The sequence below is a fragment of the Pseudomonas cremoricolorata genome (assembly GCF_000759535.1).
Classification (GTDB): domain Bacteria; phylum Pseudomonadota; class Gammaproteobacteria; order Pseudomonadales; family Pseudomonadaceae; genus Aquipseudomonas; species Aquipseudomonas cremoricolorata_A.
The window spans coordinates 1,400,376-1,418,884 of sequence record NZ_CP009455.1 but is presented as its reverse complement, the minus strand read 5'-3'; the positions used below and the strand labels follow the sequence as shown (position 1 = coordinate 1,418,884).

Below are 18,509 nucleotides of genomic sequence, written 5' to 3'. Positions count from 1 at the left end.
CTGTTTGCCGGCCACCGAGTACTTGCTCAGTGGGCGAGCACCATGGCGCGCGCCGCCGATAGGAATCGCGACTGTCTATGAATTACTTCACCGAAACGGCAGCCAATATTCTTGGCAACAACAAGCTGCGTACGCCCCAAATCGAGGCATACATCAAAGCGCAGGACCATTTCGCTAGCTCCGACGAAGACGCTTTGATCGTTCTCCCGACCGGCACAGGAAAAAGTGGGCTGATCTCCATCGTACCGTATGGGCTGGCTAAGGGCCGTGTCCTCATAGTAACGCCCAACCTGGTGACTAAGCAGAGCATCCGCAAAACCCAAGAGCTTCTGGAAGACAATTTCTGGATCAATCAGGACATTATTTTCAGTGCTGATGACCTTCCAGTCATCTGCGAGTACAACTCCAAGACTCTCTCCTCTAGCTTGGAGCTGAGCCACTTCGTCTACTCGAACATTCAGCAGGTCCACAGCGAGCGAGACGGGTGCTTAACCAGGCGTGTGTCGCCTGACTTCTTCGATCTCATCATCATCGATGAGGGCCACCACGCCCCGGCCGACACGTGGCAGAGAACCCTTGGATATTTCGCTAAGGCCAAAAAGATTTTCATCACTGGCACTCCTTTCCGTGGTGACAAACAAGAGGTTCCTGGAAGGCTCATCCATGAAACGCCTCTGTCGGAAGTCATGCGAGATCGGTACGTCAAGTGGTTGAGGAAACAGACCGTCAACGCTCACGAACTGTACTTCACTCTGGCAGAGCAACCGGGTGTTCGTTTGTCTAAGGATGAGGTTCTTGCCCTCAAGGACAAGGAGTGGCTAGAACGAAGCGTCGCGCTTTCGCCTGAATGCTCGATGGATGTGATCGAGCAGAGCATTGCCAATCTCAGCGAGCTACGTAAGGTGTCGCCGAACGTGCCGCACAAGATCCTCGCCGTTGGGTGCAGCATTACCCATGCCGTAGATCTCCAGGCTTGGTACCAATCCAAGAGCCTCACTGCGGCTATCGTGCATAGCAATATGGAGCAGTCGGATCTCGATGCCGCATTCCGGGCGATCGACAACCACGAGTGCGACGTTGTCATCTCCGTAAACATGCTCATGGAGGGCTACGACCACCGTTACCTCACAGTGCTCGCCCTGTTCCGGCCTTACCGCAGCATCAACGCCTTTGCGCAGATCGTCGGCCGTGTACTGCGTGCGATCCCGGCTGAAGAAATCACCGCATTTGAGGTCGACAACAATGCGGTGGTGATTTACCACGAGGAAACTGGCCTTGATTCGATGTGGAGTGCTTTCCAGAAGGAAGTGGACCGCGCCCAGCATCAGCGGACGCGCGAGTACACCATCACTGACATAGAGTACACGCGAAAAGAACAGTCCTTGGCGGGTGTCACTTCATCTGATGCGTTTGTGAGCGATCAAGATTCCTACCTTGATGACCTCGATTTCAACAAGATCTTTTCTGAAAAACGGGCTGAAATCGACTCCATCGCGACCCAGAAGCTACAGGAGATGTCAGCTCTCGCGGGTTACGATGAAGCCACCTTGGCTCAGTTCAAGAGCCTCATCATCAACGCTGAAACCCGGAAGGCTGCTCAGACGATTGACCCTAATCTCGTGGCAAAGCGGCCGGAGATCGCCCGCAGGCAGATGCGCGAGATACTCACCAAGAAGGCGCAAGATGAGGTGGCGACCCTACTGAGCGACTTAGGAATCGACGCAAAAGCGTCTACCCTTTATCCGAAATTCAGTCGTCACTTGGTGGGAATTCAATCCACAATGCCTAACGACGGTATACTGGTGAGATCTATTAACGCCAAGCTCGTGAAGAAATTCGGTAAGGTCGCTGAACGGGACACCAATGCGCTGTCCAGGTCCATCGAGCATGTCGAGGTGATCATGGCTGAACTGAGGGGTATGCTGAAATGAGTCTCGAAACCATCAAAACGCTTGTTGACGAGCTCACAACCCTACACGTAACCCGTGGTGTTCAGCCAAGCGAATTGGTCGACAACCTATTTGAGGAGGACTATGTCGAGTCTTCCGCACGCAAGACCTCCGCCGGGCTGATCTTCGAGTTGACCTTCACGGAGTCGGTCGAGGAAGAGTCCCCGAGTAAAGTCACTATGCGCTACACCTACGACCACAATCGCCATCTTGTGCTTGTAGAGCAGAAAGTAGCTGCGAAGAGGTTCAGCGTTCAGTGGGATCGTGCTCGGGCAGTCCAAGAGCGTATTGAAAAGCTTGAGGTGCTGCTTTCTGCCAAGCTTCCACAAGCCCAAGTCGCACGAATCCTGGCGACAATGCCTAAAGACTATCTTGCGCTCGCCCCTCGGCTTCAACTGGTAGCGTAAGCATCCTACATCCTCCTCACTGCGGCTTACGCTCAACCAATCATACTCGCCGCAGTGAACGTCTATTTCAGAGAGAGTGCCAGTCAGGGGTAAGCGTCCGGCGAACTCTCCTTGCGTAAGTCAGGCTGGCACCCACTGATGCGGCAGCAGCTGCCCGATCTCACTGGCCCGTTGCGTCGGCAGCCGCGTCAGCACATCTTTGAGATAGGCATACGGATCATGCCCATTCATGCGCGCCGACTGGATCAGGCTCATGATCGCCGCGGCCCGTTTGCCACTGCGCAGCGACCCGGCAAACAACCAGTTCGAGCGCCCGAGCGCCCATGGCCGTATCTGGTTCTCGACCTGATTGTTGTCGATGGGCACAGCCCCATCGTCCAGGTAGCGCGTCAGCGCTACCCAGCGTTTCAGGCTGTAATCGAGGGCTTTCGCCGTGGCTGATCCGTTCGGCACCAGGTCGCGCTGGGCCAACATCCAGCCATGCAGTTTTTTGCTGATCGGTACCGCCATTTCCTGACGTATTCGCCAACGGTCTTCGTTGCTCATATCCCGAGCCTGGCGTTCAACCTCGTACAAACCGCTAATCGAGTGCAGCGCCTGTTCGGCCAGCTGACTTTTGTTCGCGACATGCAGGTCGAAGAACTTGCGGCGAGCATGAGCCATGCAGCCGATTTCAGTGATGCCTTGCTCAAAACCGGCTTTGTAGCCCGCGAAGTCATCGCAGACCCACTTGCCATTCCAGGTGTCCAGGAAGTTGCGCGCATGTTCGCCTGCGCGGCTTGGGCTGAAGTCATACACCACCGCATTCAGCGCTGAAAACGGCGTCGTGCTGTAGGCCCATACATAGGCCCGGTGGGTTTTCTTCTCGCCTGGCGCAAGCATTTGCACCGGTGTTTCATCGGCGTGAATTACGCCTTGGCTCAGCACCGCTTCACGCAGTGCACAGGTGCACCTCATAGCGTTGACCGTCATGCTGCGCACCATAGCCCCAATTTGCCTGGAGCATCCCATACTCCAAGTTGCCGCTTTCCGAACGAGTGGAGCTGCTGCAAATGTCGCAACGCACGTCGGTCACTGCATCCACTTCCACACGACCTGTGATTTTCATTTCAATCCGGCCTCTGTATGCCCTTGTATCCAGTCTAGAAGGTCATTGCCTGGCAGGTCGGCCATCAGGCTGATGAGTCACACGGCTGCTGTAGCGCCAACATCTCTGGGGGCGAGGCTACGTTCAAGAATCTAGCTGTACGATGGGCGAATGCCACCTACCGGTCTAACTTCGGTCGAGGGATCGATGAGAATCGTCTCGTTTTCTCTTACACCGTGCCATTGATGTAAAACAAAGGTCTTTAAAGCCGCCTGCTTGGGCGGCTTTCAGAGCCGACGCGGCGTTCACAGAGCCCGCCACTAGCTTGCAGAGTTCTGGAGTGCTCAAAAGGGTATGTCGAAATCGTGACGCCAGGAGGCGCGAGACATCTCATCGTTAGGGGCGCGTCCAACCCAAGGGATTGGTGGACCTGCTGCGATGACCTTTGCCTTATCTAGGACAACGGCAAACTCTACTACTCCTTGCCCGGCCAGCAGGCTGAGAAGCGCTTCGAAGGTTTTAAAGACCCGATCGCCGCCTCGTTGCCGCTGCAGAGTGTTAACGCCTACAGGTGTAGCAATCTCCAGGACGAAGTGGCCACCTGCTACGCGCCTAGCATAAGGAACTGCTCTTGGGGCTCTCAACTGCTCCCTCAAATCCTGCTCCACAAACCCTGCCATACGCCCCCAATCAATTTCCATGTTTTGATTCAATTTATCACTTTTGATGACCGTTTTCAGCGGGTAAGTAGAGCTGGAATTAACTAATCAGAAAATGCTCAATGCAGCTTGGTTACTGGGCTTGCACTGGATTTTCCGATAATGGATCATCTAGATGCTATTAGGGGGGAGATGCGAAATTGCTCCATAACTGGTTTTTGGAGCTCACTAAGATGGAATCAATCAGCAGCATTTTCTCGGCCGCGCTCACGGCTGATCCCCTCAACTTGGCGCTGTGCGCAGTGATTACTCTTTCGGTGGCTGTGGTCGCCGCTGTATGGAAGCGGAGCTGATTTATGAACACCCAGGACAAAGCCGACTTTGCTCGACTGCCCATCAAATGGATTCAAGGGGGTGGTGTCGCTGCGTTCGATAGCCGTGTGGATGGAGGAGCACGCTGCTTGCTGGAGCAGAACACGAGTCTTGGAGCATTGAGGCTCTACGTCAGCTTGTGCATGATTGCGAACTACTACACAGGACAGGTCACAACGACGTACCCGAAGCTGATCGCGCTGTCTGGCTTGTCGAGGCCGATCGTCGCTCGATCTCTCAAGCGCCTGGTGGAAGTGGGCCTGCTCGAAAAATACGGCAAGCCGTTACGCGAAGGGACCGTGTTGCAAATGGCAGGGTGGGAGGAGAGCTTCCACGGCAAGCTGCCCAAGTCGAGGCTCTACGATGGAAGCAGGACGCAGCTGCTCGTCCTGCATCAGTTTGAATTCAGCGCATTGAGCCTCTACGCGCTGAAGGTGTTTTTGGTGATCTGCGCGTTCAGAAATAAGAGCAATTTCAATATAGCGACCATCAACTACTCGACCATCTCAAGGTTAGCAGGTGTACCCATGTACCAAATCCCTGGCTCCTTGAACCGTCTGTACCACCAGGAGTTGATTTCCTACAAACAGGCCGACTATTACGAGCCTGGAAACACGGAGCAGGATCGGACCAATCGATACCTAGTTCGCGGTCTTGGCGATAAGTGGCCGGCTTTCAATCCGGTGAATCAGGCGGGTAAAGGAGGCAAGGCCAGCAAAGCAAAAGTCGCGGCCGCCAACGAATTTGTTGCTAACAAGCAATGAGCTGGGGAGTCGCCCGGCGCCATTCCCAAGCGAGCCCCGTTTGGGGGTTACTCGTGGAGTGTCACGCTTTCCGAGACGGCGATACGCCCTACAGCCATGTCGTTGGCCGCAGCATCTCGATACGCGTACGGTGTGCAGCCCTCAACACCTGCGAGGGCCGTTGGCCATTCACGAAGTGAGTGATCTGGTCAAACATCGCTTGCTGCATGAGGACGACGGTAACCTGTGGCAGCAATTGCCTGCTGAGGCGGGCTTCGTTCGCCGAGGTACATTTACTTCGAAGACTTCGGCATGGTGCTCCAGGCTGCACCGGAGGGCTTCGGGGGGGCTCTGAGCGATGAAACGGTTTCTGCCAGAGACCTCGACGAAGGGCGATTGGTTTGCCCGTTTCCCATCTGTGTGCCTACCGTGCACAACTACTACATGGTTTGCTCTGAAGGCAGCCGCAGACGCCCGGAGGTGCGGGCGTTCATCGACTGGTTACTAGATGCGAACCTTGGCTGAGCGGTTGAGGCGATTGGGATAGCTATAGGCGGCAAACGACAGCAACCGTCCATTAGCTGCCCTCAACTAGCGACAGCTTTTTGACCCTTTGCGGATAGCCGTACCAGAGCACTGGAGGTCTCTTGTGATGGCCAGTTGACTCTGCTAATTAAAGGCACTGAATGCCTCGATAGGCTATCGAAGGATAAACGCTAGGGGTCAGGAATGAGTGAGTCGGACAATACGCAGGCTGTGAGCATCGAAGGATTTGACCCCCATAAGTTATTCGCCCATGGATTCTCTCTTGGGACAGCTGACTTGATTCAGGGTGGATCGTTTGCGGAAGTCGTTGGGCGAACCGTGATTTCGCTGCTTCTGTATCTGAAAGATGCGGAGGGTAAGCCTCCTTTCGCCAGCGTTGTCGTTATCTTGCCTCCGACTTCGGTAACAACCTTGACGGCTGACAACGTTTACGAAGCATTGGAGTCAGCGTTTCTAACGCTAACTGGTACAACGCCGAATGAAAAACAGTCGGCATTCCTAAAGCGCATGACACGTGTGGTGAATAGCTCGACGCTTGAGGTCGCTGTCTTGGAGGCTACTATCGCGGCGCAAGGGCAGCGCAGCCTTGTGGCGATTGCTGACGCTAGTCTCTACCGAGATGACAACATTGAGGAGCCCGCAGCTTTTGGGGTCTCGGCAGTCCGTACATCGGAAGATTTGTGGACACCTCATGTGGCCCGTCTCTGTCATTGCACCGTTTCCGCAGTTCAAGCGAATGAGGGATATGCGGTCGTTCATGTCGACGAAACGCCGGCAAGGTTGAGCGGCAATGTGGATCTGCTAACGAGCGTAGACGGCTGCTTTGTGATGGAGGTGGTTCGTGAGCCTGACTCTAAGGATAAAGTGGAGCAAAACGCTCAGCGATGGATATCTCTCGTGCTGTGCGGCGAAATGGAAGCAGTGTTGGCAGAGATAGAGGAAATGCAGCTTTCCGACATTAATCGACTACATCTTTTGGCCCAGTTGTTCTGCCGGGCTGGGATGACAGACGAAGCGATTGCAACCCTTACGCAGCTTCTTCCACATTTGGCATCGATGGACCCGACGAACTCGATCCAAATTTCGCGTCTAGCTCTCAAAGCTGGCGACAACTCACTGGCACTCGCGCTCCTGCCAGAAAACGTGGAGGGCTTGAACAGCGTGATGTGGATCGAGCAAGGGCTCGAGCTCGCGACCCTTCTCCAGAACAACCAACTGATTGAGCGCTACGATGAGCGACTGGCGCAGCTGTATCCGACTTCTTCATCCCTGAGGGAGAATCGTGATCGTCGGCTTTTGATGAACTGTCGCGATGCAACACTCGATGTGGACGGCGGGTTCACAACGGCGGGATTTACTGAAAGACACTTGGCGATATTGGACGGAGTTCTATCTCCCCAACGGGGTTACGCCCATGTGATTGATGACGCACAGGGCTGGGGTAGGGAATGGTTCGAACTGGCCGTAATTTGCTGTGCCATGCATGCCTGGCATCTCGGGAATTGCCGAGTTGCTGCTGACGCTGCGAGCATGATCACTAAATCCGATATTTACGGAAGACAGGCTGCCCAGCTCACGCTGTCGTCCATAAGGGCAATGATGCTCAAGGAAGAAATCGGCCGAGACGGAGGCGATTACTACCAGGAGCGCCTGCTATCGGTAATTCGTTACCTTGCCCCGCGCCCTGAAGATGGTTCAGTCCGTACAGGGGTTTCGCGGCTACTGTCTGTGGAGTCGTGCGGTGACGTGGGTGTGCCGATTGTTGCCTGTATCATGCTGGATCTTGCCAGTGAAGGTGTGCGCCTTGCTACCCGAAACAGGGACGCAGCGCAGGGTAGTCAGCAAGACCTGGCTGATGGCCAGGAGCCCAATGAAGACGTTCTCAAGGCTGTAGTAGAGAAGTGTCTGAAATGGATTGGTGATCAGGGCGCTGCGGAACATGGGGTAACGGTTTTCCCAAAGAACTGGCGGTCCATCCCGATCAGACCATTCACTTCGTAACCAGATTAATCTTAATGAGTGCGCCACAGGGTGAGGATGTCGACATCGACTTCCTAGAGACTCTTGTGCTTTTAGTTTGTGCTATGGCGCCACATGCCAAAGCAGAGCGCAATGCAGACCTTAGAGCACTCCGGCTTCTAGCTGGTCAGTGCGCCACTGCGGGGCAATATCAGCGCGCTCGAAATCTAGCCGAACAAGCGTTGTTGATGGGGCAGGGTGACGCTGGGCGTGCGCGCTTAGCTTGGCATACTTTCGCGGACGTCTACCATCGCTGTCGGAATTTCACCGAAGCTCTGGTTGGACTTGTATCCGCGATGGCGACTGACGCTCCCGTGGAAAAGTCCGATCTTTGGCATGAAATTCATACCGCGATCCGAATTCTTAGAGACCTCGGTCTTTATGATCTGGCGAGCGAGTTCATGCCGAGCCTGAAAACGTTGACTGTGGATCTAGGCCATGATGCCGACAACGATGCCCGTGTTGTGACCTTGGAGCTAAGCCTGCGGTTAATGAAAGTCGAGAACGACTCTCCAGAAATCGGGGCAATCGTAGCGGAGTTGAGCCGCAGCTTTAAGGGAGCAGTACGTGATCGGAGTTTTCTTTTCCCCCTCGTGGTTTTACTAGGGCAGGCTATTCAGAGAGCAGATATTGGACAGGTAGAAGTCGCGGAGGAAGCGCGCCAGCAACTACGAGTGGGCCTTGAGCTGATAGGGGAACAAGCTGCCCATTTGGTGCGAACCGTATCCACAGCTGCTCCATCGGCATCCGACGTCGCCGACATGTTCAACCGGGTGCAGAAAGGTTTATACGCCAGTGACGCCTCCGGTGATTTCGCATTCGTGGGCGTTGCTGCGCGCCGGCTCCTGGATGACTCGGCTGGCCACGATGTGTCTGGGGAGGCCAAGGCATTCGGAGTTGAGCTACTGGCTGACCATGCGATCGCTTTACCTGCAGTGCCTCCAGATCTGGAAAGTGGCTGGCCTATCCGTTGTGCGCAATCCTTGAGCACGGTTGGGCTAGATGTCGCCTTTATCGGTGTGGATAACAGCGGCGAGCTGATTGTGACATGTGTGTTGAACGGGGCGGTTCATCGTATCGATCAGCCTTTGCACCCCAAATCGTTTAAGCTGCGGTTGCTCACATGGCTTCAGAAGTACCCTCGTAACTACGGCTACATCGAGCGTTCTGATGGTCATAATGAGTTTTACGACACGATGGAGGCACTGGATGTGCGATTGCCTCCGTCAAAGGCGTTGATGGTGATTGCAGAGCCGCTACTGCAACAGATGACTTACAACTTGAGCCTCGCGCAACCGACCGAAGTTGGCGGCTTCAGCCAGTTCCATGGTATCGCGTCTGCAATAGGAATGGCGCCATCGCTTACCTGGTTCTCCATGGTTAGGAGTCAGGCGCGCAGCGGCAAAACCGCATACAAAGCATGGATATCAGCTGAGAGTGGCGCAGAGGCCGAAGGCCCTCTAGACGTGGCGCTTGACCGGCTTAGAGGTACCTTTGACGAATTCGGGTTTACGGTGGACACAAGCCGCAAACTACCACGTGCTATGTCTGACGCAGGGTTGGCTGTGGTCACGGCTCATGGTGGACTCACGGCTGGTGGACGCTACATCCACAGTATTCGTGACGAAGACAGACTGCTCGAATCCCCCTCCGCACTGGCATCGGCCCTTGCAGGTGTAGAGGTTGTCATACTGTTTGTCTGCAGTGGGGGTCGAATAGATAAACACCCACTGGACAATACAGCAATTGGCCTTCCAAAACTGCTTCTGGATAAAGGTTGTCGAGCAGTCATCGCATCACCTTGGCCACTGAACGTAATAATGACTTACCGCTGGTTGGAACCGTTCCTTCGAGCCTGGGAGACCGGTGCAACTGTTCTCCAGGCAACAAAGAAGGCCAACGAGGCAGTGGGGCACGCCTTAGGCGATGAACCTCAATACTCTTTAGCTATGACGGCCTACGGGGATCTCTTGTTAACCAAAAGTTAGGGGGCAGTTAAAGGCTCATGAGTTTCGGTTCTTGTGTGGTCGGCGACTACTTAGTCGCTTGAGGAGGTAGGCGGTATGGATAGCTCAGGGCTGAGTTGAGCTAGCCACCGAGGACGCCACGTTTGGACAAACCCCACCGCAAGAACCGACATCCCTCACCAACGATATCCAGTTAGTACCATGGCCTAAAAATTAGCTTCGATTATGGCAGAATGCTGCTACTGCCCCGTATTCGCCCACATCAGCCAGGAACCCCATGTCATGAAGATGCCCGCTGAACTTGCAAGCTACTTTGACAACCTTCACGAAGAGCGCCTCCAGATATGTCTACGTCGGTTGGAAGGTGACTTCAGTAGCTCAGGTGATAAGTTCGGCAGTGATGGCGGTACATATCACTTAATGACGGACTGTTTTTTTGACGACGATCCAACCCTATTTGAGCTTGCAATACCGTGGTTGCAGGAAGCTCTGAAAGAAGTCACCTTCATGAGGAGTATTCTGCGCTTCGAACGAAGAAGGCTCGAAATCGAATTGGAGCAGTTGATCAGCGATCCCATCCATGATCGCCGTTCAATCGAAAATAAGAAACGAGAGCTAAATGAGCTTTGCGCAGAATCACTGCACAAGCAGGCTCTACACACTTTCGACGATTACTACTCCACCTTGTCTGCCGCAAAAGAATTTAATGCTCGCCAATGTAAGGAAAATTTCGCTCTAACAAGATTGCTGCGCATTGTGTATGAAATACATCGCCTGGATCAAAGCGAACAACGCAGATACATGCGCGCACCACAGAAAACTACTCCGATTTACCAGTATTACAAAGCTGCAGAGGTGGACCTGCTTGAGACCGACTCGCAATACAGGAAATATAATTTGTATTCTGTTACCGGAGCTTCTGAACTACTTATAGGAATCCCCAACAGGATCCAAGATGTGCAACTTCAGGTGCAGCTTCTCATCGAACACACCCCGAGTTATGTTCTCACGCTGTTCGAACGCCTACGCAGTGAAGGACTAATAAAAGATCTGGCCCTGCTGACTAGTGATGACGTATTAATTAAAACGAACCAAAAAATATTTGTCTCACTGGGCTTCCAGAGGATTCCGCAACCGCTGAACATGGAAAACTTGCGACGACAACCGGACGGGGTAGTGGTAAGTACAGTAATCCGTACAAGAGGTCTCACGGCTGATAGCACTGCCGTCCTGCCCTCGGTTTCGAAATTTTACAGACCGGGAAGTGAGGACAAGGCTTGGTGTTCTGTTACTGACAATAGTATGACCTTTGAAGAAATTGCCCATATTCCAGAGCTGCTTGAGGACTGCGCCGTCACTCGAATGATCCACTTAGAATACTTCGTCAAGGACGGCCGTTTCTTTGTTTCACATATTGACCACGAGTTTATTTTTTACACCCTAGAAGAATTCGACCTGCGCGCCAATGACCCCTACCAGAAAGGTAACGCACGTAAGCGACTGAAGACTTTCAAGATCGATCAATCGGCCGTTCCCTTCATACTGGATGACGGCACACTCTTCGTCCACACGCTTATTGATGCCTGTTTCGAGAAACCATACCTGCTCATGGACTACATGCTCGATCTGCTGCATCAGCGCGATTGACTCTAGCCCGTGACGGCCTAAGTCCCTACCGTACCTGACACCTTTTCACACCAGAGCAATGCGAACCCATTCTTGTTCTTGTAATAGGGATGAGACTCATCAGTACTCTCTTCGTTGGGCTCAATGGACAGCGTCTTACGATGGTTCAGCGCCAACGATTCGTAAGCCAGCGCGGTTTTGGGCTTCGCAAAAATTATTAAGTCAGTCTCGCATAGACAAGGCGCAACCGGAGCCTCCCAAGGATGATCGGACATTTCAAATCAGCAATAATAGCCTACCGCTACCAAGGAATGTGTAGACCATGGCACGAAAGACCCCCTCTGTTGTACCTCCACAGCCGAAGCTGAAACTGACATTGCAAGAGATCGACCGTGGCCTTGCTCGGCTATCTGAACGAATTGCAGAGCTTCACGCTTTTGACCTCAACACCGTCCGGAATGGAAACACACCTGAGCTTAAGGCTATGCAGGTTGCCATCAAGGACAGTCTGACCAGATGCTTCGGGGAAGACACCAGTGCCTATCGGACCTACGCAGCCGCCACAGACCTCACGTACTATCCGATGATCGTCAGTACCGGACAGCAGATTGACTACCACACCCCAATTCAACGCAGGGTACAAAACTCTATTGCTCTGCTTGAGCAAGCACAGAAAAGTTTGAAGGAGGATTTGGCGGATCTCTCAGCCTCGGAGGAGGTCCAGGTCACCTCATCCCCTCAAGATAGAGTCGTCCATTCAGGCCGAGTGTTCGTTGTCCATGGCCATGACGAGGGAGCACGAGAGTCGGTAGCTCGATTCCTTGAAAAGCTTGGTCTAGAGCCAATCATTCTGCATGAACAGGCAAATCGTGGCGGGACGGTGATCGAGAAGATAGAAAGACACCGAGACGTAGGATTTGCCGTTGTGCTGCTCACGCCGGACGACCAGGGCTGTGTAAAGGGTGGGGAATTGGAGCCTCGCGCAAGGCAAAACGTCCTGTTGGAGCTCGGTTATTTCCTCGGCTGCCTGGGGCGCGAAAGAGTCTGCGCACTAAAGCGTGGTCAGGTTGAGATTCCAAGCGACTTTGCAGGCGTAGTCTGGACGCCGATGAACGACGACGGTTGGAAGCAAGCCTTGAGTCGTGAACTCCAAGACGCCGGTTATGAGATTGATTGGAATAAGGTGATGCGCGGCTAGCCCCGCTTGTCATGGCTGCGTTGATAACGCTGGTGGACACAGACCAGAAAACGTAACCTGTGACAGCTTGCTCCGAGACCTCGTTGGCGCTTAGCCTCCCCTTGGAGACACCTGATAGCCCGCCTTTACGGCGGGCTTTTCTATTTCCGTAATTCGCTGATTAGTGAATAGTCACCAGTATCCCGGCACCGCCATAGTCGATCATGGGAGTTCCTGACGTAGGTACGCTCCATCTAGGAAAGATACCATCATAAAGATTTTGAGGCTTTCACCCCCTCCATCTTGGCTCCTTTTTTCGTCACATGAGCTGTGACAACCTTTATTCTGTGAAAAAACACCCGACTTTTTGTCAAAGCCAGTTTTGTGACAACCTTTTCCCGCCCCTGACCTGTCAGTTTTTTTCTAGAGGCCGCGAATTTCAAGGGGTGTTGTGACAACCTTTATTCTTTTCACACACCCGGCTCTGATCGGCATTTTCCAGCAAGATTAAGGTTAATCGCTGTTGACTTTATTAACCCTAAGGCTCATGTGAATGAGCCTTAGGGAATAGGTTTTTAGATTTAAGACTCGTATTTCTAGACTTTGTGAGTGTTAAAGCTCGTTAGCGTGAATCTTATGAATAGTTTTTTCCCCGTTACCTGCTCGGACACCCTGCGCAAAATAGGGCTTCTCGTCAAAGCTAGACGCTTATTCATGGGCTTGCGACAGGCAGACCTCAAGGCATCGATAGGTGTTTCCGCCCACACGCTGCGCAAGATTGAGGGTGGATCCGAATCGGTAGACCTACGATCGTTCATGCTGGTGCTTTGGCGCCTGGGGCTCGATGAGTCGGTCTTCGTTTCTTTGGACGGTGTCGAAAACTCGTCTGAAATCACTCGTTATTTCAATCATGACGATGCCTATCAAAGTCTGACGTCGAGACGTGTGCGCTTGGCAAAGCCCAAGCCGGAGGATTTCTGATGTCCCGCGCTTACATCCTATGGTGCGAAGGAGCATGGCGGCTATCGCCTACGTACGACGTCCTGTCGTTGCTCGACGAAGGGCCCGCTCAGACCTTGGCAATGGCGGTTGAGCGGGACGCTGTCAGCCCAACGCGATTACGCGGTAAGTGAACGTGCGAAAGCAACGCCATATCTAGAACGCAACCGTTGCATAACCTCACCCACAGGCATACATTCCCAACGTCGTCGAACCTTCGGCGATGCGACCTTGGCCGGTCGGAATCGAAAGGCGCAGCAGCGCCAAGTGTTCATCGCAGGCGCTTTTTTTGTGCCCGCGATGTTGCGTCATGGCGGTGGTGCGCGGGACACCTTCGGGTGTGCCGGGCTCCTTTCGTCCCGGTCGGCCAACCCGCGTACTGCTGCCACCTTAACTTGCTTGGCCGCGAGCGGTGGCAGTTCCACAACGAAAGGAACTCATGCATGACCACCGAAAATCCGCTCGGGCTCCTCGCATTCGCGCTCCGCCCTCACACCCCCTACGCATACCCAGCTCACCGGCTCGACGCTATCCGTCGGTCTTCGGACCCCATGCAGGTGACCTATGACTGAACGCGAACGCCTATCCACACTTCAGGACTACACCCGCACCCTCGAACTGCTCGCAGAGGCGTTGGTGCAGCACGACGAACTGCTTGAGTGCGAACACAATCCACAGTTGAGTTTCCGCACCACTGCGGGGCTGCATCAGGCCATCAGGATCATCAGTCGGCTAGCGAGTGAGCAGTGCGGTCTTATTCGAGACTCTGGATCTTAGGACAAGGGCTGTGGATATCTGCTGACTGCTCGTTAGGTCGGACAATTTCGCTAGTCACCGACAAACCCGAATCACCGCCAATCATTGGCAGTTTCGATCCACCCACGTAGAACGCCCATACCCAGGGCGTTAACGTTCAAGTTACGGACACGGACAGGGCAATCTTGCCCACTGACAAGGATGCACATGAAAAGACTTTATACGCTGGCGTTGGCATTGATGCTGGTGGGGTGCGCGGGGACTCAACCAGGGCCGCAGTGGATCACGGTCGATGCGTCCGATCGCTTCATGGACGAGTCCACCTGTGGCGTGACGACGGCGGCGTTCTATTCCGACAGTCGCTTGTTCACGCTCCACTACTTTCCTTATATCGAAAAGATCCGTGGTGTGCTGCTGGTTGGCATGAGAACCCGGGCGCTGCTCAGTGCTCCGGTCGGGCTGGTACAGATTCAGATCGACCAGTTGCCGGCGTGGACGATCAGTCCCCTTGAAACACCCGTGAAATCCGTTCCCGAGAAGCGCCCTAGTTGGGCGGGATTGGGCACTGGCAGTAAGGAGCTGGATGAAGGCTTATGGCAGATCATGACCAGGCAAAGCTCGCCTTTCGCCCTGGCCACCGGCGAAAAGGCCGAAAACATCCTCGCTCAACTGAAAAGCGGTGCTGTCTTGCGTTACCAATCCTTCAGGGACGGCTCGGCGTCCACGCCCAGCGGCGAGTACGTGCTGGATGACTCGCTCGAGAAAGCATTGGCTGAGTGCGGCATCGAGTAGTCGCAACCGGCGGCCCTGCGCGCAGCGCAAACCAAGCCAATTGATCATCCCTCAGAGACATCCGACCCATGCCCATCGCCGACAACCTGCTGGCCTTCACCCTGGCCGCAACCGTGCTGACGCTGACCCCTGGCCTGGATACCGCGCTGGTGTTGCGAACGGCCACGGTGGAAGGCAAGCAGCAGGCGTTTCGGGCGGCGTTGGGGATCAATGCCGGTTGCCTGGTGTGGGGTGCTGCGGTGGCGTTTGGCCTGGGGGCGCTGATTGCCGTGTCGGAGCTGGCCTACAACCTGCTGAAGTACTGCGGCGCGGCGTACTTGGCGTGGTTGGGCCTGGGCATGCTGCTGCGCCCGCGCAGCACCCTGGCACCGCCTGAGGCAGGCGCCAGGGCGCGTGGCAACTGGTTTCTCAAGGGCATGATGGGCAATGTGCTCAATCCCAAGGTGGGGATTTTCTATGTGTCGTTCCTGCCGCAGTTCATCCCTCCCGCGCAGAACCTGATCGCCTGGACCTTCGGCCTGGTCGGCATCCATGTGCTGCTCGGGCTGATCTGGTCGGGTGTGCTGATTGGCGTCACTCAACCGCTGGCCGGCATACTGCGGCGTGAGCGGGTGATCCAGTGGATGGACCGCGCCACGGGCCTGATCTTCGTGCTGTTCGCCGCCCGCCTGGCCTTGGGCAGGCGCTGAGGTAAGGTCTTCGACGCCGACTCAGGCCAGCCCCGCCCCACCCAACGCAACCTGCACCTGACGCAAGAACCAGGTCAGCGCCGTGGATTGCGTACTGCGTGAATGCCAGTGCAGCGACACTTCGAACGCCGGCACGTCGAACGGTAGTTCGAGCGTCTTGAGTTGGCTGTGCAGGGGCATTTCGCAGAAGCTTTCGGCGATCTGGCTGGGCAGGATGCCCAGCAGGTCGGTGCCGGGAATCAGTCGTGGCAGCACCGAGAAATGCGGCAGGCGCAGCTTGATGCGACGTTCCACGCCGAGCCGTTGCAGGGCTTCTTCGGCCATGCCGTGGCCGGAAGTGCGGGTCACCAGCACGTGGGGTTCGGCCAGGAACTGCTGCATGTTGAGGGTCTCGCCGATGCGCGGGTGGGCGGCATCGAGCAGGCACACGTAGCGTTCCTTCATCAGCACCCGTGATACCACCCCGCTGTCGCCGAGCTTGCGGCTGCAGATGGCGGCGTCGACGTGGCCGTCGCTGAGCCAGGTGCCGACCTGATCGATCTCCAGCGGGATGACTTCCAGCTCGATATTCGGCGCCTGGCTGCTCAGGCGCTCCATCAGCCGCGGCAGCAGCGCCATTTCGCCGAGGTCGGACAGCGCCAGACGGAACTGGCGCTGGGAATGCCCGGGCTCGAACTTGCGCGCTTCGCCCACCGCCGAGTCGATGCAGCGCGAAGCCTCTTTGAAGCCGCCGTAGAGCTGGGTCGCGAGCCTTGTGGGCTGCATGCCCTGACGGTTGCGCACGAACAGCGCGTCATCGAACTGCTCACGCAGCTTGCCCAGCGCGTAGCTGACCGAGGGCTGGGTGACGAACAGCCGTTGCGCGGTGGTGGTCACGCTCTGGGTTTCATAGAGGGTGATGAAGGTGGTGATGAGGTTGAGGTCGAAGTTGGCCATGGTCGCGGCGATCCGTTTGCAGCAGGTCGAGGAGGGTGGGTGGTCGGTGCGTCGGCTACGCCGCAGCATCTCCTTTCATATAGATCGTATTTATACAGCAAGGAAAAAACATTTATTTGATCGATTTATTGACTGTTCCTAGAGTGGAAGCCTCATGACACATGCGGAACTTCTGCCCCATGCAAACCATTCACTCCGCTGCCTACACGCTGCTCCGGCGCCACGGCATGACCACCATCTTCGGCAATCCGGGCTCCAACGAGCTGCCGTTTCTCAAGTCGTTTCCGGAAGATTTCCAGTACGTGCTGGGGCTGCACGAAGGTGCGGTGGTGGGCATGGCCGATGGCTACGCACTGGCCAGCGGCAAGCCGGCGTTCGTTAACCTGCACGCGGCGGCTGGCACCGGCAATGGCATGGGCGCACTGACCAACTCGTGGTACTCGCACAGCCCGCTGGTGATCACCGCCGGCCAGCAGGTGCGGCCGATGATCGGCGTCGAGGCGATGCTGGCCAACGTCGATGCCGTGCAACTGCCCAAGCCGCTGGTGAAGTGGAGCTACGAGCCGGCCAATGCCCAGGACGTACCTCGGGCGCTGAGCCAGGCCATCCACTACGCCAACACCACGCCCAAGGCGCCGGTGTACCTATCGATTCCCTACGACGATTGGGATGAGCCCTGCGCCCCAGGTGTCGAGCATCTGTTCGAACGCCAGGTGCAGGTTGCCGGCACCCCCGATGCCGCGCAGTTGCAGGCGCTGATCACGCAATTGGACCAGGCACGTAACCCCGTACTGGTGCTCGGCCCTGAAGTCGACGCCACCCTGAGCAACGCCGCCGCCGTGGCCCTGGCCGACAAACTGCGCCTGCCGGTGTGGATCGCGCCGTCGGCCTCGCGCTGTCCGTTCCCCACCCGCCACCCGAGTTTCCGTGGCGTGCTGCCGGCGGCCATCGCCGGCATCAGCAAGATCCTCGACGGCCACGACCTGATCGTGGTGGTCGGCGCCCCGGTGTTTCGTTATCACCAGTTCGCCCCCGGCGATTACCTGCCCGCCGGCGCGCGCCTGTTGCACATCACCTCCGACCCGCAGGAAGCGGCGAGGGCGCCGATGGGCGATGCGCTGATCGGCGATATCGCCGTGGCCTTGAGCGTACTGGCAGACGGTGTGACGCAACAATCGCGCGGTTATCCACAGGCGCTGCCCGTACCTCAGCCAATGGACGACGAACCCCATCAACTGCGCCCGGAAACCCTGTTCGATGTGCTCGATGCGGTGGCGCCGGAAGATGCCATCTACGTCAAGGAATCGACCTCGACCACCAGCGCCTTCTGGCAGCGCATGAACCTGCGCCACCCCGGCAGCTACTACTTCCCGGCCGCCGGCGGCCTGGGCTTCGGCCTGCCGGCTGCGGTCGGCGTGCAGCTCGCCCAGCCGCAGCGCCGGGTGGTCGCCCTGATCGGTGATGGCTCTGCCAATTACGGCATCACCGCCCTGTGGACCGCTGCCCAGTACCGCGTGCCGGTGGTGTTCATCATCCTCAAGAACGGCACCTATGGCGCCCTGCGCTGGTTTGCCGGGGTGCTCAAGGCCGAGGACGCACCGGGCCTGGACGTGCCGGGCCTGGACTTCTGCGCGATCGCCAAGGGCTACGGGGTCAAGGCCGTGCACACCGACACCCGCGCCAGCTTCGAGGCCGCCCTGCGTGCGGCGCTGGATGCCACCGAACCGACTGTCATCGAGGTCCCGACCGTCACCATCGAACCTCACTGACCGGCTGCGGGGGCCG

At 56.0% G+C, this 18,509-nt stretch carries 15 protein-coding genes and 1 pseudogene; 14 read left to right on the top strand and 2 right to left on the bottom strand.

Going from position 1 to position 18,509, the window contains the following annotated elements:
* The first annotated feature begins 77 nt into the window (after nucleotides 1-77).
* Both LK03_RS06060 and LK03_RS06055 read left to right on the top strand, forming a co-directional pair.
* Entirely contained in the window at nucleotides 78-1,931 is a 1,854-nt protein-coding gene (locus tag LK03_RS06060) for a DEAD/DEAH box helicase (protein WP_038411513.1), read from the top strand.
* Entirely contained in the window at nucleotides 1,928-2,356 is a 429-nt protein-coding gene (locus LK03_RS06055) for a hypothetical protein (protein WP_038411512.1), read from the top strand. The genes LK03_RS06060 and LK03_RS06055 overlap by 4 nt, the downstream gene beginning before the upstream one ends.
* Before the next feature lie 120 nt (nucleotides 2,357-2,476).
* On the opposite strand, the pseudogene tnpC reads toward LK03_RS06055, so the two are convergent.
* A pseudogene (gene tnpC, locus LK03_RS06050) lies at nucleotides 2,477-3,298 on the bottom strand (IS66 family transposase); the annotation flags it as partial.
* A gap of 210 nt (nucleotides 3,299-3,508) precedes the next feature.
* On the opposite strand from tnpC, the gene LK03_RS22790 reads away from it, so the two are divergent.
* The 11 genes from LK03_RS22790 to LK03_RS05995 all read left to right on the top strand — a co-directional run bounded on the left by LK03_RS22790 (nucleotide 3,509) and on the right by LK03_RS05995 (nucleotide 15,788).
* Entirely contained in the window at nucleotides 3,509-3,694 is a 186-nt protein-coding gene (locus tag LK03_RS22790) for an OprD family outer membrane porin (protein WP_156109566.1), read from the top strand.
* Nucleotides 3,695-4,458: 764 nt separating this feature from the next.
* The gene (locus tag LK03_RS06040) at nucleotides 4,459-5,238 is read left to right on the top strand and encodes a hypothetical protein (protein ID WP_038411511.1); all 780 of its coding nucleotides are present in this window, start codon (nucleotides 4,459-4,461) and stop codon (nucleotides 5,236-5,238) included.
* A gap of 291 nt (nucleotides 5,239-5,529) precedes the next feature.
* Nucleotides 5,530-5,742 (top strand): LysR substrate-binding domain-containing protein, encoded by a 213-nt coding sequence (locus LK03_RS22475; protein WP_049870441.1) that lies wholly within the window; start codon nucleotides 5,530-5,532, stop codon nucleotides 5,740-5,742.
* A gap of 204 nt (nucleotides 5,743-5,946) precedes the next feature.
* A complete protein-coding gene (locus LK03_RS22400) occupies nucleotides 5,947-7,764 on the top strand; it encodes a hypothetical protein (RefSeq protein ID WP_038411510.1) in 1,818 nt (605 codons plus the stop codon).
* Between the two features lie 332 nt (nucleotides 7,765-8,096).
* A complete protein-coding gene (locus tag LK03_RS22395) occupies nucleotides 8,097-9,770 on the top strand; it encodes a CHAT domain-containing protein (protein WP_205621229.1) in 1,674 nt (557 codons plus the stop codon).
* 261 nt (nucleotides 9,771-10,031) lie between these two features.
* Nucleotides 10,032-11,396, top strand: coding sequence for a hypothetical protein (locus LK03_RS06020; protein WP_038411508.1), 1,365 nt, complete (start codon nucleotides 10,032-10,034; stop codon nucleotides 11,394-11,396).
* Between the two features lie 301 nt (nucleotides 11,397-11,697).
* Nucleotides 11,698-12,573, top strand: coding sequence for a TIR domain-containing protein (locus LK03_RS06015; RefSeq protein ID WP_038411507.1), 876 nt, complete (start codon nucleotides 11,698-11,700; stop codon nucleotides 12,571-12,573).
* Between the two features lie 615 nt (nucleotides 12,574-13,188).
* On the top strand, nucleotides 13,189-13,533 hold the full coding sequence (locus tag LK03_RS06010) for a DNA-binding protein (RefSeq protein ID WP_038414630.1): 345 nt from the start codon (nucleotides 13,189-13,191) through the stop codon (nucleotides 13,531-13,533).
* 582 nt (nucleotides 13,534-14,115) lie between these two features.
* Entirely contained in the window at nucleotides 14,116-14,328 is a 213-nt protein-coding gene (locus LK03_RS22470) for a hypothetical protein (protein ID WP_038411506.1), read from the top strand.
* Nucleotides 14,329-14,514: 186 nt separating this feature from the next.
* Nucleotides 14,515-15,099 (top strand): hypothetical protein, encoded by a 585-nt coding sequence (locus LK03_RS06000; RefSeq protein WP_038411505.1) that lies wholly within the window; start codon nucleotides 14,515-14,517, stop codon nucleotides 15,097-15,099.
* Between the two features lie 68 nt (nucleotides 15,100-15,167).
* A complete protein-coding gene (locus tag LK03_RS05995; protein WP_038411504.1) occupies nucleotides 15,168-15,788 on the top strand; it encodes a LysE family translocator in 621 nt (206 codons plus the stop codon).
* Between the two features lie 21 nt (nucleotides 15,789-15,809).
* On the opposite strand, the gene LK03_RS05990 is transcribed toward LK03_RS05995, so the two are convergent.
* On the bottom strand, nucleotides 15,810-16,724 hold the full coding sequence (locus LK03_RS05990; protein ID WP_038414629.1) for a LysR family transcriptional regulator: 915 nt from the start codon (nucleotides 16,722-16,724) through the stop codon (nucleotides 15,810-15,812).
* 179 nt (nucleotides 16,725-16,903) lie between these two features.
* Between LK03_RS05990 and mdlC the strand changes: the two genes are divergently transcribed.
* On the top strand, nucleotides 16,904-18,493 hold the full coding sequence (mdlC, locus tag LK03_RS05985; protein ID WP_038411503.1) for a benzoylformate decarboxylase: 1,590 nt from the start codon (nucleotides 16,904-16,906) through the stop codon (nucleotides 18,491-18,493).
* The last annotated feature ends 16 nt before the right edge of the window (nucleotides 18,494-18,509 follow it).

Excerpts from the sequence above, each read along its gene's own strand:
- LK03_RS06020 (WP_038411508.1), top strand. The coding sequence starts at position 10,032 with ATGAAGATGCCCGCTGAACTTGCAAGCTACTTTGACAACCTTCACGAA.
- LK03_RS05990 (WP_038414629.1), bottom strand. The coding sequence starts at position 16,724 with ATGGCCAACTTCGACCTCAACCTCATCACCACCTTCATCACCCTCTAT.
- LK03_RS06055 (WP_038411512.1), top strand. The coding sequence starts at position 1,928 with ATGAGTCTCGAAACCATCAAAACGCTTGTTGACGAGCTCACAACCCTA.
- LK03_RS06015 (WP_038411507.1), top strand. The coding sequence starts at position 11,698 with ATGGCACGAAAGACCCCCTCTGTTGTACCTCCACAGCCGAAGCTGAAA.
- LK03_RS22400 (WP_038411510.1), top strand. The coding sequence starts at position 5,947 with ATGAGTGAGTCGGACAATACGCAGGCTGTGAGCATCGAAGGATTTGAC.
- LK03_RS06060 (WP_038411513.1), top strand. The coding sequence starts at position 78 with ATGAATTACTTCACCGAAACGGCAGCCAATATTCTTGGCAACAACAAG.
- LK03_RS22470 (WP_038411506.1), top strand. The coding sequence starts at position 14,116 with ATGACTGAACGCGAACGCCTATCCACACTTCAGGACTACACCCGCACC.
- LK03_RS06040 (WP_038411511.1), top strand. The coding sequence starts at position 4,459 with ATGAACACCCAGGACAAAGCCGACTTTGCTCGACTGCCCATCAAATGG.
- LK03_RS05995 (WP_038411504.1), top strand. The coding sequence starts at position 15,168 with ATGCCCATCGCCGACAACCTGCTGGCCTTCACCCTGGCCGCAACCGTG.
- mdlC (WP_038411503.1), top strand. The coding sequence starts at position 16,904 with ATGCAAACCATTCACTCCGCTGCCTACACGCTGCTCCGGCGCCACGGC.
- LK03_RS06000 (WP_038411505.1), top strand. The coding sequence starts at position 14,515 with ATGAAAAGACTTTATACGCTGGCGTTGGCATTGATGCTGGTGGGGTGC.
- LK03_RS06010 (WP_038414630.1), top strand. The coding sequence starts at position 13,189 with ATGAATAGTTTTTTCCCCGTTACCTGCTCGGACACCCTGCGCAAAATA.
- LK03_RS22475 (WP_049870441.1), top strand. The coding sequence starts at position 5,530 with ATGGTGCTCCAGGCTGCACCGGAGGGCTTCGGGGGGGCTCTGAGCGAT.